Origin of the sequence: Kitasatospora sp. NPDC056181, from assembly GCF_042266225.1 — a bacterium.
Taxonomy (GTDB): Bacteria; Actinomycetota; Actinomycetes; order Streptomycetales; family Streptomycetaceae; genus Kitasatospora.
In genome coordinates, this window is the sequence record NZ_JBHJUK010000028.1 from 1 (window position 1) to 13,686 (window position 13,686).

The window sequence follows — 13,686 nt, forward strand, 5'->3', positions numbered from 1 at the left end:
CCCGGCTTCCTGCCCGGCGTCGACCAGGAACACGACGGCATCATCCGCCACGGCGCCAAGCTCCTCTACGCCTACTGCAACGCCACCGTGCCGCGCATCCAGCTCATCCTGCGCAAGGCCTACGGCGGCGCCTACATCGTCATGGACTCCCGCTCCATCGGCGCCGACCTCTCCTTCGCCTGGCCGACCAACGAGATCGCCGTGATGGGCGCCGAGGGCGCCGCCAACGTGATCTTCCGACGCGACATCAACGGCGCCGAGGACCCCGAGGCCATGCGCGCCCAGAAGATCAAGGAATACAAGAGCGAGCTGATGCACCCGTACTACGCGGCCGAACGCGGCCTCGTCGACGACGTCATCGACCCCGCCGAGACCCGCCAGGTCCTCGCCTCCTCGCTCGCCATGCTCCGCACCAAGCACGCCGACCTGCCCAGCCGCAAGCACGGCAACCCGCCGATGTAGCAGCGCCGTTCAGCTGACCATTCACCAGTAACGTGCCGGGGGAGAAAAACACACCATGACCGCTTCCGCCGAACCTCTCGTCCGCATCGTCCGGGGCTCGCTCTCCGACGAGGAGCTCGCCGCCCTGACCGCCGTGCTGATGGCCCGCGCAGCCGCCCAGCAGGCCGCTGCCGCCGCCGCGCCGGTCGAGCCGATCGCCAACTGGCAGCGCCTGGAGCGCCGCCCGGCCTACTTCTCGCCGGTCAGCTGGCAGCAGGCCGCCTGACGGTCCCGCAGCATCCGGTCGACGGCCGGTCACCCTCTCCGGGTGGCCGGCCGTCGGCGTTCCCGGCCCCGGCGGGGCCGGACCGGCCGCCGGCGGCTCGGTAGAATACCTACTGGACGGTATGCGGCCCGCCACCCCGGCGCCTCCCCATAGGATCGGCCGCTGCCGAGCACGAGAACTTTCCAGGGAGGCTGCGATGGCCAGGCAGGCCCGGGCGCTGGCGACCCGCCAGGCGGTACTCCTCGCTGCGGCCGAGGTGTTCGACGAGCGCGGCTACGCCGCCGCCACCATGTCGGACATCCTGGAGCGGGCCGGCGTCACCAAGGGCGCGCTGTACTTCCACTTCCGCTCCAAGGAGGAGCTGGCGCTGGCCGTGATCGAGGGCCAGGGCGCCTGGCTCGCGACCTGGGAGCCCGCCTCCGACAGTCCGGTGCAGACCCTGATCGACCTCGGCTACGCCTTCGCGCACGCCCTGCTGGACGACCCGATGGTGCGCGGCAGCATCCGGCTGACCATCGAGCACGGCAGCTTCACCCAGCCGCAGGTCGGGGCGTACCAGGGCTGGTCGGACACCGCGCGCGGGCTGCTGGAGCAGGCCCGCGAGGCCGGCGACCTGCACCCGGGCCTGGACGTGGCGGCCGCGGCCGGGGTGATCACCGGCGCGGTGACCGGGATCCAGCTCAGCTCGCAGGTGCTCACCGGCCGGCGCGACCTGCTCCAGCGGATGGCCGACCTGTGGACGCTGCTGCTGCCCGGCCTCGTCCAGCCGCACGCGCTCGCCCGGCTCAGCGTCGCCGACCGGGCGCCCGGCGCCGTCTGAGCCCCGGGCGCCGCACGGCGGCCGGGGCCTCGCCGACGCAGCCCCGGCGGCGTCCGCGCCTCAAGCCCGACGGCGGCCCAGGCGCCTCACGTCCGGTAGGCCGAGCAGCGGTCCGCCGGGACCAGCGCGGGCAGCGTGGCCGCCCAGAGGGTGCGCACCGCCTCCGGCCGGAGCCGGCCGGCGTCCTCGGGGGCGAGCAGCACCAGCCCGGCCGCCAGGGTGGTGAGCAGGTCGGCGGCGTGCCGGCGGTCCACCCCGGGGCGCAGTTCGCCGGCGTCGGCGGCCCGGTCCAGCAGCCGTCGGAACACCGCGGTGAGGCTCTGCCAGGCGGTCGCGGCGCCGCCCCGGGCGCCCTGGCCGAGCTGGACCCCGGCCCGGACCACGACGTCCTCCCGGAGCAGCCGGGCCAGCTCGTGCGAGAAGTCGATCAGCCCCTGGACCGCCGGGCCGGCGGCGCGCCGGGCACGCAGCGAGGCCGAGCCGATCTCGCGTGCGGCGGCGGCGCGGACGCCGTCGGCCAGCGCCTGCTTGGAGACGAAGTGGAAGTAGAGCGCGCCCTTGCTGACCCCTGCGCGGCGGCTGATGTCGACCAGGCTGGCCGACTCGAACCCCGCCTCGGCGAACGTGTCCGCGGCCGCGAGCAGGACGGCCCGCCTGGTCCTCCCCGCGCGTTCCTGCTTGACCACTGGCCCCTCCGGCCTCGGCCTCGGCGAGATCCCGGCTCGCCCGGCTGCTGTCAGGGCGCCGTCGTGGGTGGTGCGACGCCTCGCCTGCGGACGGGCCCACCCGAAACCGCATGGTTGGTATCTAATCTAGCCCCTCGATGGCCCCCGCCGTCCAGGGGGGACCGACCCCCGCCCAAGGTCTGCGGTCTCCCCGCGGGACGTTCCCGCAGACCAGAGGCCGGGTAACGTGATCACGCCAAGCTACCGACAGCGGTGACCCCACTCACGATACGCAAACCGGGTGGTCTGTATGTTTTGTGGAGGCCGCCCGCGCGGCCGGTCGACCGACACCCGGGAGTGGGGCCCGTCATGCCATTGATCGTAGAACCGGATGACCACGGTCCGTATCCCCACCCCGGTCCCGGCTACGACTTCCACGCGCGGACCGTCTCCCGGCACCTGGTCCACCGCTCCGCCGTCTCCGAGGTCCTCATCACCGGCTGGCAGGCGACCGGCCCGTACGACTTCCTGCTCGGCGCCCAGTGGCCCCGGGTGCACGGCTTCTACCGGCTGCCCGGCGACCGGCACCACGACCCCGTCCTCTTGGCCGAGACCGTCCGGCAGGCCGGGCTGCTGATCGGCCACGTCGGCTTCGGCGTGCCGCACGGCCACGAGTTCGCGCTGGACGAGCTCTGCTACTCGCTCGGCCCGGCCGGCCTGGACGCCCTCGCCGTGACCGCCGCGCCCGCCTCGCTGATGCTGGAGGTGGGCTGCCACGACGTCCGGATGCGGCACGGCCGGCTGGCCTCGCTGCGGGTGCACGCCGAGATCCGGCGGGACGGCCGGCTCGTCGGCCACGCCTCGGGCCAGCTGCGGGTGTTCTCCCCCGTCGCGTACGCCCGGCTGCGCGGGGCCGGGAACCGGCCCGCCGGGCCGTGGATCCCCGACGCCCCCACCGCGCCCGAACTGGTCGGCCGCGACCGGGCCGCCGACGTCGTCCTCGGGCCGTCGCCGGTACCGGGCAGCTGGCTGCTGCGCGCCGACGCCCGCCACCCCGTGCTCTTCGACCGCGACCCGGACCACGTGCCCGGGATGCTGGTGCTGGAGGCCGCCCGGCAGGCCGCGCACCGACTGCGGCACCCCGAGCGGGTGGTGCCGGTCGAGCTGGTGTCCTCGTTCAGCCGCTTCATCGAGCTGGACCGGCCCTGCCTGGTGCGGGCCGTCCGCGAGCCCGGGACCGGCCTCGGCGGCGGGGCCGAGGGCCGGCGGGTGCCGGTGCGGGTGCTGCTGGTCCAGGACGGCCGGACCGCCGCCGAGTGCCGCCTGCTCACCGAGCCGGCCGACGGCGGGGCGGCCCGCCGGGACGCCCTCGACGGCCGGCCGGCGGGCCCGGACCGCAATCCGGGCCTGCCGCTCGCCAGCTGACCCGCCGCCGGCCGGTCCACGGCCGGCCGGCGTGCGGCCCGTCGGGCTCAGGCCGCGACCAGCGCGGCCGGACGGCCGGCGTGCATCACGCTGAGGTTGGCGGCCAGCCGGCTCGGGTCCTGGGCCAGCCAGAGCCGCAGCGCGGCGCCCAGCATGGCGCTGGCCGACCCGATCCGCACCTCGGTCACCTGGGCGATCCGGGCCGCGCCGGGGACCAGCAGGTCGGCCAGCGGCGTCGGCAGCCAGACCGTCAGGGCGCACGGCGCCGGGGCCCTGAGGGCGCCCAGCAGCCGGTGGGCGTCCGCCCGCGAGCTGAGCGTGGGGATGATGTCCAGCAGGCCGTCGGCCACGACCTCGGACACGTCGCTGCGGTGCCCCTGGGCGAGCCTGCGGAGCAGCAGCTGCTCCGCGGCGGTGATTCGGACGGTCAGCATGACCTCGTCGCACTCCATTGCGCGATCTCCTCCTCGAATTCCTCCCCGTACCGGCACGGGTGGCCGGCACGAACTACCCCTGTCACACCTCGGCCCGGCTTCCGTTCTGCGGAGCGCCGGGCCGGTGGTGCTTCCCCCTCCGGTCAGATCCCCGCGTAGGAGTGCTTTCCGGTGACGAAGATGTTCACGCCGTAGTAGTTGAACAGCCAGCAGGCGAACGCCGCCAGGGCCAGGTAGGCGGCCTTGCGGCCCTTCCAGCCGGCGGTGGCACGGGCGTGCAGGTAGCAGGCGTAGGCGACCCAGGTGATGAAGGACCAGGTCTCCTTCGGGTCCCACTCCCAGTACTTGCCCCAGGCGGCCTCGGCCCAGATCGCGCCCGCGATGATGGTGAAGGTCCAGAGCGGGAAGACCAGCGCGTTGATCCGGTACGACAGCTTGTCCAGCGTGGACGCGGCGGGCAGGCGCTGCCAGACGGACGCCGAGGTGCCGAACGGGCCGGTGGTCAGGCCCGCCTCCGTGCGCTTGTCGAAGGAGTCCTTGCCCAGGTACAGCAGCGTCGCGATGAACGCCGCGTAGAAGGCGCCGCCGCAGATGATCGCGGTGGAGACGTGGATCGCCAGCCAGTACGAGTGCAGCGCCGGGACGAGCTGCTCGGACTCGGTGTACAGCACCTGGGTGGCGATGCCGAGGGTGAGCACGACGGCCAGGGTGACCGGCAGGCCGAGCCAGCGGACGGGCCTCTTCGAGGCCAGCAGGCCGAGGTAGGCGACCGTCATCGCCAGCGCGAAGGCGCAGGAGAACTCGTACATGTTGCCCCACGGCCAGCGGGAGACCGAGAGGCCGCGGGTGAGTACCCCGCCCGCGTGCAGCATGGCGCCCAGGACGGTGAGCGAGACCGCGATCCGGCCCGCCAGGTCGGCCCGCTCGCTGGTGCCGGCCGCGCCCGGGCCGTCCACCTCGTCCGCGCCGCGCCCGCTGGTGACCACCGTCGCGCCCTCGCCCGCCAGGGCCGTGCGGGTGAGCGTGGTGGTGCCGCCGGAGGCCGAGGCGACCGTGACGGTGACCTTCTTCGCCGCCTTGGGCTGGGCCGCGGCCGCGACGGTCTCGGCCAGGCTGCCCGCCTGTTCGGTGGAGCGGACGGCGACAGCGCCCTTGCTGCCGAAGGTCCACTCGAACATGTGGGCGAGCATGGCGATCGTGTAGACGGCCATGGCCGAATAGATCAGCTTGTTGGAGAGGTCGGCCAGTTGGGGGTCGACCGCCGAGGCAAGGTGCACCGTCTACTCCTTGGAGTTCTGGTCGGCAGGGACTGCGGGGTCCGAGGGTGCTGAGGCCTCGTCGGACTCGTCGGCCTCGGGTACATCAACGGGGTTGCCGGCGGCGTCACCGGGCTCGGCGACGTCATCCGGACCGGCGGCGTCACCCCGATCGGCGCGGGCGCCGGGATCGGCGGGGTCCTCGTCCGTCGCGGGGTCCTCGTCCGTCGCCGGGGCGTCGTCCTGGAGGTCCACCGCCAGCTCGGCCAGCTCCTCGGCGATCTTCGCCGACTCGCTGCGGGCCAGCCCGGCCAGCTCGACCAGGGTGCCGCCGCCGGGCAGCGCCACCGCGCGGACCCAGATCCGGCGCCGCTGCACGAACAGCGAGCCGACCAGGCCGAGGATCGCCAGCACGCCCCCGGCCAGGGCGATCTCGTTGCCCGGGCGGTGCGAGATGTTGAAGCTGGCCCACTGCTGGTAGCGCTCGAAGGTGACCGTGCCGTAGCCGTCCGGCAGCTCCCAGGTCTGGCCCGGCTTCAGCCGGGCCTTGGCCGGCTGCCCGTCCTGCTGGAGCTGGGTCAGGTTCTTCTGGTTCAGCTGGTACACGTTCTGCGGCAGGCCGGAGTCGGTGCCCAGGTCGCCCGCGAAGGCGTTGAGCACCAGCTCGGGGGCGGCGTCGCCCGGGAACAGCGAGATCGGGCCGGTGCCCTCGAAGCTGAGCGGAGCCGTCGGCAGGAAGAAGCCGGAGAAGCCCATCTGGGTCTTCTTGCCGTCCTTGTCGCCGTAGTCGGAGACCTTGACGACGCCGGTGGAGGTCAGGTTGCCGTCCTGCGGCAGGAACGGCGTCGCGCCGGTGTAGACGACCTCACCGGCCGCGTTCTTCACCGTGATCACCGGGGCGTAGCCGTGGCCGATCAGGTAGACCTTGCTGCCGCCGATCTCCAGCGGGTGGTTGACCTCGATCGTGCCCTTGGTCAGCTTGGAGGCGTCGCTGCCCGCGTAGTACTCGACGTTCGCGGTGAACTCGCGGGCGGCGCCGATCTGGTCGCCCTTGGTCTGGAAGCTCGACTTGAAGCTGTCCAGCTTCAGGTAGAAGGGGTCGAGGTCCTCGGTGCCGTAGAACCGCGAGCCGGTGAAGTCGTCCAGCTGCGTGATGGTGTTGGAGTAGCCCTCGCCGCCGACCATCAGCTTGCCGCCGGTGCCGCTGGCCAGGCTCGCCCAGGCGAACCCGCCGAGCAGCGCGAACAGCGACAGGTGGAAGACCAGGTTGCCGACCTCGCGCAGGTAGCCCTTCTCGGCGGCCACCGAGCCGCCCGCCAGGTTGGCGCGGAACCGGCGCCTGCGCAGCAGCGCGTGCGCGGCGGCGTTCACCGTCTCGGCGTCCGCGTCGGTGCGCCAGGCGGCGTAGACCGGCATCCGGGTCAGGTTGCGCGGCGCGGCCGGCGGCCGGGCCCGCAGCACGCCGACGAACTGCCAGGTGCGCGGGACGATGCAGCCGGCCAGCGAGACGAACAGCAGGATGTAGATCGCCGAGAACCAGACCGAGCTGTAGACGTCGAACAGCTGGAGCTTCTCGTAGACCGGCGCGACCGTGGTGTGCTGGGTCTTCCAGGTCTCGACCTTGAACTGGTTCTGGCCGTTCTGCGGGATCAGCGAGCCCGGGATCGCGGCCAGCGACAGCAGGAAGAGCAGGATCAGCGCGACCCGCATCGAGGTCAGCTGGCGCCACATCCAGCGCAGCCAGCCGAGCACCCCTATGCCGGTGGGACCGTCCGACTCGACCGGCGCGGTGGTCAGCCGCTCGGCGGCCTCCTCGGCGGCGGCCTCCGTCGCCGGGGGCAGCTCGCTGTCGGTCGTGGTCTTGCTCACGGGTCAGATTCCGATCTGGAAGTCGGCGAACTGGTACTGCAGGTCATTCACCATCGAGTCCCAGACCCCGGTGACCAGCAGCAGACCGACCACGACGAGCATGCCGCCGCCGATCCGCATGACGAGCGGGTAGTGCCGCTTGACCCAGCCGAAGGCACCCAGTGCCCGGCGGAAGGCCACCGCGGCCACGATGAACGGTACGCCGAGGCCCATGCAGTAGAAGAACATCAGCAGGGCGCCGCGCTGGGCGTCGGCCTGGTTGAGCGCCAGGTTGGTGACGGCGCCCAGGGTCGGCCCCATGCACGGCGTCCAGCCCACGCCGAACACCACACCGAGCATCGGCGCGCCGAGCAGCCCGATCACCGGGCGGCGGTGCGAGCGCACCTCGCGCATGCTCAGGCCGGGCACGAATCCCATGAAGGCCAGCCCCATGACGATCGTCACCACCCCGAGCACCTTGCTGATGACCGCCTGGTGTTCCTTCAGGGTGTCGCCGAACTGGCCGAAGAGCGCCCCGCCGGAGACGAAGACCGCGGTGAAGCCCAGGATGAACAGCGCCGCCCCCGCCAGCATCCGGCCGCGCCGGGCCCCGCGCGCGTCGGCGAGGTCGGCGGCCGAGAAGCCGGTCACGTAGGAGAGGTAGCCGGGGACGAGCGGCAGCACGCAGGGCGAGAAGAACGACACCAGGCCCGCCAGCAGCGCGATCGGCGCCGCCACCAGCAGCGCGCCGCTCTGGATGGTCCCGATGTTGTCCGCCAGCTGCAGTGCCGCGCTCACTGCTTCTGCTCCGCCAGCACCGGCTGGAGGATGGACTCCAGGGCGTCGTCGGTCTGGCCGCCGACGGCGCGGGCCGCGAGCTTGCCGTCACGGTCGACCACCAGGGTGGTCGGGAGGGTCTGCAGGTTGAGGCTGCCCTTGGGGAACTTCAGCAGCTGGGTCCCGGCCGGGTCGTACAGGCTCGGGTAGGTGACGCCCTTCTCCTGCTCGAAGCGGACGGCGTTCTTGATCTCCGGGTCCCTGGTGTTGATGCCGAGGAACTGGACGCCCTGGTCCTTGTACTTCTCCCAGGTCCGCTGGAGGTCGTCCGCCTCGGCCCGGCACGGCCCGCACCAGGAGCCCCAGACGTTGAGGACGACGACCTTGCCCCGGTAGTCGGAGAGCTTGACCGGCGTCCCCTCCAGGGTGCCGCCGGAGATGTCGGGCGCGTCCTGGCGGTGTCCGGCGGCGGCCGTGGAGAGGTTGGTGCCCTTGGCCGTGACGAAACCGATCTGGCCGTCCCCACTGCCCGACGAGCCGGACGAGGAGCAGCCGCTGAGGGCGAGCGCGGCAGCGGCGGCCGTGGCTGCGGTCGCTGCGGCGAGACGAGGACGGGGGCGCGTCGTGCCAGACATGTGAAAAGTTTCGCATGCTCCCCGGGCCGGATTCGGGGGGGTCCGACATTCCGTGTCGGACCCCCTCTGACCTGCGGCTGGACCAGACCTCCCGGGTTCTTCGGGGGTGACGAAGCCCATATTTAGACAGGCCTTACATCAGGTTCGGCCCGGTCCTGCACCCGGCGCCGCCCCGCCCGGGAAGTGGGCATCACCCCTGCCCGGGAGAGGGCGTCGGCGCCGCGGGGCACCGCGTCAGGCGCCGAAGCTCTTGCCCACCGGCTTGCTCTTGCCGCCCTTGCCGACCAGGTGCGCCGGCAGCAGGTCGCGGGCCGGCTCGCGGTAGCCGACCGAGACGATCTTGTCGCCCTCGTACGTGAAGCTGGTCAGCGAGGCCAGCGAGCACTGCCGGTTGCGCGGGTCGTGCCAGAGCCGGCGGCGCTCCACGAAGGAACGGACGATCCAGATCGGCAGCTGGTGGCTGACGCAGACGGCCTCGTGCCCGCGCGCGGCGTCCCGGGCGGCGGCCAGCGCGCCCATCATCCGCACCGCCTGCTCGATGTACGGCTCGCCCCAGGAGGGCTTGAAGGGGTTGGTCAGGTACTTCCAGTAGCCCGGGTTCTTCAGTGAGCCGTCGCCGACCCCGAAGGTCTTGCCCTGGAAGATGTTGTCCGCCTCGATCAGCCGCTCGTCCACGGCGAGGTCCAGGCCGTGCGACTTGGCGATCGGCTCGGCGGTCTCCTGCGCCCGTTCCAGCGGGGACGCCACCACGTGCGTGATGTCCCGCCCGGCCAGGTCCTCGGCCACCCGGTCGGCCATCTGCCGGCCCAGCTCGGAGAGCCGGTAGCCGGGCAGCCGGCCGTACAGGATGCCCTCCGGGTTGTGCACCTCACCGTGCCGCATCAGGTGGACGACGGTGATGTCCTTGGCGCTCACTTCTCAATACTCCTGGGGCTCGGGGAAGACTAGGCCGTGGCCTCGGCGGCCGCGCGGGCGGCGGCCGGCAGGGCGGCGGCGATCCGCTCGACCGCCCGCTCGTCGTGGGACGCCGAGACGAACCAGGACTCGAAGGCGGACGGCGGCAGGTAGACGCCCTGGGCGAGCATGGCATGGAAGAAGGCGTTGAAGCGGAACGCCTCCTGGGTCTTCGCCTCGTCGTAGTTGGTGACGGCGGCCTCGGTGAAGAACACCGAGAACATGTTCCCGGCGGTCTGCAGCCGGTGCGCCACGCCCTCCTTGGCCAGTGCGTCCGACACCAGGGCGGAGACCTCGGCGGACACCCGGTCCACCGTCGCGTACACCTCGTCGGTGCAGCCGCGCAGCTGGGCCAGGCCGGCCGCGGTGGCGATCGGGTTACCGGAGAGGGTGCCCGCCTGGTAGACCGGGCCGGCCGGGGCCAGGTGGCCCATCACGTCGGCACGACCGCCGAAGGCCGCCGCCGGGAACCCGCCGCCCATGACCTTGCCGAAGGTGAGCAGGTCCGGCGCCCAGCCCTCGCCGGCCGCCTCCAGGCCGTACCAGCCGGCCTTGGAGACGCGGAAGCCGGTCATCACCTCGTCGGAGATGAACAGTGCGCCGTTCTCCCGGCAGAGCCGGGCCAGGCCGCCGTTGAAGCCGGGCAGCGGCGGGACGACGCCCATGTTGCCGGGGGAGGCCTCGGTGATCACACAGGCGATCTCGCCCGGGTGGGCCTTGAAGGCCTGCTCGACGGCGGCCAGGTCGTTGTACGGCAGCACGATGGTGTCGCCGGCCTGGGCGCCGGTGACGCCCGGGGTGTCCGGCAGGCCGAAGGTCGCGACGCCGGAACCGGCGGCGGCCAGCAGCGCGTCCACATGACCGTGGTAGCAGCCGGCGAACTTCACGATCTTCGCCCGGCCGGTGAAGCCGCGGGCCAGCCGGATCGCGGACATGGTGGCCTCGGTACCCGAGGAGACCAGGCGGACCTGCTCGACCGGGGCGACCCGGGCGACGATCTCCTCGGCGAGCTCGACCTCGCCCTGACCGGGCGTACCGAAGGAGGTGCCGCGGGAGACGGCCTGCTGGACGGCGTCGATCACCGCGGGGTGCGCGTGGCCGAGGATCATCGGGCCCCACGAGCACACCAGGTCGACGTACTCGCGGCCGTCGGCGTCGGTGAGGTAGGGGCCGGTTCCGGACACCATGAAGCGCGGGGTGCCGCCCACCGCGCGGAAGGCGCGCACCGGGGAGTTGACGCCGCCGGGCGTGACGACCGAGGCGCGGTCGAAGAGCGACTGGGACTGGGGTGCTTCGTAGGGGTAGCTCACGGGAGACATGGTCTCAAATCGTGTCCTTCACCTCTGCATGTCGGACCTCATCATCTGGAACGATGATCCGGGTGACGAAGTCTGTACGGTTATCCGTACAACGGGGCCCCTGGCTGCTCCCGCTGGACGGACCAGTCAGACTATGTACTCAGGCTTTCCATGCGGGGTGTGCAGACGCCCCACATGTGCAGGGGTGTGAAGAGGACTGCCGTGTGCCCGGACTGGGTACGGCGGCGCATGACGGGTAAGGAGCACGTCCGGTGGGACGCCGGACGTGCGGGGGTCTGTCGATTCCGGCGAATTCCGGTGAGGATGGTCCGAGTGTCCGAGGCGCAGGACGGCTACGACGAGGCCGCGGGTGGCCCCCGCCGGCCTGCCGAGGCCGCACGCGGGGGTACGGGAGCGGGTACGGGTCGTGGCGGTCGCGGCGGTGAGAGGCGGGGTGAGGGACGCGTGGGGGTGACCTACAAGTACTTCGGCGCGCCCGACCGGGCCACCGCCGCCAGAGTCCCGACCGCGCTCGGACCCGGCGGCCTCGGCCTGGACGCGGGCGAGCTCGGCTCGCTCGGGCGGCTCGGCGACCTGATGGAGACCAGTGGCTCCCCCAACGGGCACCTCTCCACCAAGATCAAGCCGGAGACGATGAGCGCCATGGTGCTCACCGGGATCCAGGGCGTGCCGCTGCACCAGGTCCCGCCGCTGGAGCTGGTCGTCCTGCACCCCGACTACGCCGTCGTGCAGCTCCCGCACAACGTCGTCGAACCGCTGCGCAAGGCCGACGAGACCGAGCTCGGCGCCGCCGCCTTCATCTGGTCCACCGTGCCCGACCGGCGGGGCCCGCGCGACGCCTTCGTGATCTACAGCATGCTGCACGAGTGGCAGGACTTCGCGAATCGCCTGCACGACGCCGGGCACCAGCTGTACTGCCTGGTCTGGCCGTGACCGGGGAAACGGACTGACGATCCGCCGACGACGGCCGACGACCGACGTCTGAAGGCGGGCCGACGTGCGGACGGCCTGCGCCGGCCCGCGGCGAGCACTCTCGTCGCAGCGTCAACGGCGGGCGACCCCAAGGGAGATGGGCCAGGAGCCGGCACCCGGTCCGGCCGGGGATTGCCACCGGCCGGCGAGGCACCGCAGCCGTACGGCGACGGGCCGCCGGGGTGACCGGGCGGCCCGCCGCCGTACGGCTGCACGCCGTGGGGCTCGTTTCGTCAGCAGGAGCGGCACGTCAGAAGACCGGCGCGCCAGAGGACCGACGCGTCAGAGGACCGGCGCGTCAGAGGACCGGCGCCGCGGGCCGGTCGGCGGCCGGACGGGCCGGCTTCAGGACGACCGCGGTGAGCAGCAGGGCCACCGCGAGCAGGCCGGCCGAGACCGCGAAGGCGAGCCGGAAGCCGCCGGTGAGGGCGTCCGCGGCGGAGTGGCCGGCGGCGGTCAGGGTGGTGGCGCGGGCGGTGACCAGGGTGGTGAGGACGGCCACGCCGAGGGCGGCGCCGATCTGCTGGGTGGTGTTGAACAGCCCGGAGGCGGTGCCCGCGTCGTCCGCGCTCGCGCCGGACATGCCCAGGGCGGTGAGACCGGAGAGCACCAGCCCGCCGCCGCCGATCAGCAGCATGGTCGGCAGCAGGTGGACGGCGTAGTCGGCGTCGGCCGGCAGCCGGGTGAGCAGCCCAAGCGCGGCGACCAGCAGCGCCAGCCCGGCCAGCAGGACGTTGCGCTCGCCGAAGCGGGCGTTCAGCCGGGCGGAGAGCAGCAGCGAGACGGCGCCGATGGCGACGGCCGCCGGGAGCATCGCCAGGCCGGTCGCGGCGGCGCCGTAGCCCAGGACGTTCTGCAGGTAGAGGGCGACGAGGACCTGGAAGCCGAACATCCCGGAGATGGTCAGGACCTGCACGGCGTTGGCGCCCGAGACGTTGCGCGAGCGGAACATCCGCAGCGGCAGCAGCGGGTGGGCGGCACGGGCCTGGCGCCACAGGAAGGCGGCCAGCAGGACGGCGGAGAGCGCGCCGAGGCCGAGGGTCCGGGCGGAGGTCCAGCCGGACTCGCCGGTGCCGACGACGGTGTAGATGCCGAGCATCAGGGCCGCGGTGATCAGGGCGGCGCCCAGGGAGTCGGCGCCGGCCCGCAGACCGGGTCCGCGGTCGGAGCCGAGCACCCGGACGGCGAGCAGGGCGGCGGTGAGACCGAGCGGCAGGTTGATCAGGAAGATCCAGTGCCAGTTGAGGACCTCGGTGAGGACGCCGCCGAGGACCTGGCCGATCGAGGCGCCGGTGGCGCCGACGAAGCTGAAGGCGCCGATCGCGCGACCGCGCTCGCCCGGCTCGGGGAAGAGCGTGACGATCATGCCGAGGCTGACCGCGGAGGCCATCGCGCCGCCGACGCCCTGGAGGAACCGGGCGGCGACCAGCATGCCCTGGCCGGTGGCGACCGCGCAGAGCAGCGAGGCGGCGGTGAAAAGCGCGAGCCCGGCGACGAAGACCTTCTTGCGCCCGATCAGGTCGCCGAGCCGGCCCGCCAGCAGGAGCAGCCCGGCGAAGGCGATCAGGTAGGCGCTGACCGTCCAGGTCAGGCCGGCGGGCGTGAAGCCGAGGTCGGCCTGGATGGCCGGCAGGGCCACGGTGACGATGGAGCCGTCCAGGACGATCATCAGCATCCCCGCGCAGAGCACCGCGAGGGCGAGCATGCGGGATCGGGCGGGAGCGGCCTCCCGGCCGGCGCCGTGCGGCGCGGCCTGGCGCGGTGCGGCACTGCGCGGTGCGGCACTGCGCGGCGTGCGCGGGGCGGTCGGGGCGTGCGTGGTCATGGCGGGTCTCCCGGTTCGTCGAGTGCCGG

Annotated in this window: 14 protein-coding genes; 5 read left to right on the plus strand and 9 right to left on the minus strand. The window is 72.9% G+C overall.

The genetic code is table 11. From position 1 onward, the window contains the following. The 3 genes from ACFC1F_RS13695 to ACFC1F_RS13705 form a co-directional block, all read left to right on the plus strand. The coding region (locus tag ACFC1F_RS13695; RefSeq protein ID WP_376158021.1) for a carboxyl transferase domain-containing protein at window positions 1–462 on the plus strand (462 nt) is incomplete at its 5' end. A 55-nt stretch (window positions 463–517) separates the two neighbouring features. Continuing rightward, window positions 518–727, plus strand: a complete 210-nt coding sequence (locus ACFC1F_RS13700) for an acyl-CoA carboxylase subunit epsilon (protein WP_209417114.1) — start codon at window positions 518–520, stop codon at window positions 725–727. Between the two features lie 196 nt (window positions 728–923). Next, window positions 924–1,547, plus strand: coding sequence for a ScbR family autoregulator-binding transcription factor (locus ACFC1F_RS13705; protein ID WP_209417115.1), 624 nt, complete (start codon window positions 924–926; stop codon window positions 1,545–1,547). 86 nt (window positions 1,548–1,633) lie between these two features. On the opposite strand, the gene ACFC1F_RS13710 is transcribed toward ACFC1F_RS13705, so the two are convergent. Continuing rightward, complete coding sequence (locus ACFC1F_RS13710; RefSeq protein WP_376158025.1) at window positions 1,634–2,233, minus strand: ScbR family autoregulator-binding transcription factor; 600 nt, start codon at window positions 2,231–2,233, stop codon at window positions 1,634–1,636. A gap of 348 nt (window positions 2,234–2,581) precedes the next feature. On the opposite strand from ACFC1F_RS13710, the gene ACFC1F_RS13715 reads away from it, so the two are divergent. After that, complete coding sequence (locus tag ACFC1F_RS13715; RefSeq protein WP_376158028.1) at window positions 2,582–3,637, plus strand: ScbA/BarX family gamma-butyrolactone biosynthesis protein; 1,056 nt, start codon at window positions 2,582–2,584, stop codon at window positions 3,635–3,637. A gap of 47 nt (window positions 3,638–3,684) precedes the next feature. On the opposite strand, the gene ACFC1F_RS13720 is transcribed toward ACFC1F_RS13715, so the two are convergent. The 7 genes from ACFC1F_RS13720 to hemL all read right to left on the minus strand — a co-directional run bounded on the left by ACFC1F_RS13720 (window position 3,685) and on the right by hemL (window position 10,860). Beyond that, entirely contained in the window at window positions 3,685–4,089 is a 405-nt protein-coding gene (locus ACFC1F_RS13720; RefSeq protein WP_209417118.1) for a hypothetical protein, read from the minus strand. A 125-nt stretch (window positions 4,090–4,214) separates the two neighbouring features. After that, window positions 4,215–5,348 carry a c-type cytochrome biogenesis protein CcsB gene (ccsB, locus tag ACFC1F_RS13725; RefSeq protein ID WP_376158031.1) on the minus strand — a complete coding sequence of 378 codons (1,134 nt, stop codon included), beginning with the start codon at window positions 5,346–5,348 and terminating at the stop codon, window positions 4,215–4,217. 3 nt (window positions 5,349–5,351) lie between these two features. Further along, window positions 5,352–7,196, minus strand: coding sequence for a cytochrome c biogenesis protein ResB (locus ACFC1F_RS13730; RefSeq protein ID WP_376158034.1), 1,845 nt, complete (start codon window positions 7,194–7,196; stop codon window positions 5,352–5,354). 3 nt (window positions 7,197–7,199) lie between these two features. Further along, a complete protein-coding gene (locus ACFC1F_RS13735; RefSeq protein WP_307853518.1) occupies window positions 7,200–7,973 on the minus strand; it encodes a cytochrome c biogenesis protein CcdA in 774 nt (257 codons plus the stop codon). Then, window positions 7,970–8,587 (minus strand): TlpA disulfide reductase family protein, encoded by a 618-nt coding sequence (locus ACFC1F_RS13740; protein ID WP_209417121.1) that lies wholly within the window; start codon window positions 8,585–8,587, stop codon window positions 7,970–7,972. The genes ACFC1F_RS13735 and ACFC1F_RS13740 overlap by 4 nt, the downstream gene beginning before the upstream one ends. A gap of 234 nt (window positions 8,588–8,821) precedes the next feature. Beyond that, a complete protein-coding gene (locus tag ACFC1F_RS13745) occupies window positions 8,822–9,469 on the minus strand; it encodes a histidine phosphatase family protein (RefSeq protein WP_148644944.1) in 648 nt (215 codons plus the stop codon). 62 nt (window positions 9,470–9,531) lie between these two features. Further along, complete coding sequence (gene hemL, locus ACFC1F_RS13750) at window positions 9,532–10,860, minus strand: glutamate-1-semialdehyde 2,1-aminomutase (RefSeq protein WP_209417122.1); 1,329 nt, start codon at window positions 10,858–10,860, stop codon at window positions 9,532–9,534. 303 nt (window positions 10,861–11,163) lie between these two features. Here hemL and ACFC1F_RS13755 point away from each other — a divergent pair, with 303 nt between their 5' ends. Then, window positions 11,164–11,793: a hypothetical protein gene (locus ACFC1F_RS13755; protein WP_374106205.1), complete on the plus strand. Its 630-nt coding sequence runs from the start codon at window positions 11,164–11,166 to the stop codon at window positions 11,791–11,793. A gap of 337 nt (window positions 11,794–12,130) precedes the next feature. On the opposite strand, the gene ACFC1F_RS13760 is transcribed toward ACFC1F_RS13755, so the two are convergent. Further along, the gene (locus ACFC1F_RS13760; RefSeq protein WP_376158038.1) at window positions 12,131–13,657 is read right to left on the minus strand and encodes a DHA2 family efflux MFS transporter permease subunit; all 1,527 of its coding nucleotides are present in this window, start codon (window positions 13,655–13,657) and stop codon (window positions 12,131–12,133) included. Window positions 13,658–13,686: the final 29 nt, after the last annotated feature.

Bases quoted from the DNA above. Each gene is read 5' to 3' on its own strand.
- hemL (WP_209417122.1), bottom strand. From the start codon at position 10,860: ATGTCTCCCGTGAGCTACCCCTACGAAGCACCCCAGTCCCAGTCGCTC.
- ACFC1F_RS13700 (WP_209417114.1), top strand. From the start codon at position 518: ATGACCGCTTCCGCCGAACCTCTCGTCCGCATCGTCCGGGGCTCGCTC.
- ACFC1F_RS13760 (WP_376158038.1), bottom strand. From the start codon at position 13,657: ATGACCACGCACGCCCCGACCGCCCCGCGCACGCCGCGCAGTGCCGCA.
- ACFC1F_RS13720 (WP_209417118.1), bottom strand. From the start codon at position 4,089: ATGGAGTGCGACGAGGTCATGCTGACCGTCCGAATCACCGCCGCGGAG.
- ACFC1F_RS13715 (WP_376158028.1), top strand. From the start codon at position 2,582: ATGCCATTGATCGTAGAACCGGATGACCACGGTCCGTATCCCCACCCC.
- ACFC1F_RS13745 (WP_148644944.1), bottom strand. From the start codon at position 9,469: ATGCGGCACGGTGAGGTGCACAACCCGGAGGGCATCCTGTACGGCCGG.
- ACFC1F_RS13755 (WP_374106205.1), top strand. From the start codon at position 11,164: ATGGTCCGAGTGTCCGAGGCGCAGGACGGCTACGACGAGGCCGCGGGT.
- ACFC1F_RS13705 (WP_209417115.1), top strand. From the start codon at position 924: ATGGCCAGGCAGGCCCGGGCGCTGGCGACCCGCCAGGCGGTACTCCTC.
- ACFC1F_RS13740 (WP_209417121.1), bottom strand. From the start codon at position 8,587: ATGTCTGGCACGACGCGCCCCCGTCCTCGTCTCGCCGCAGCGACCGCA.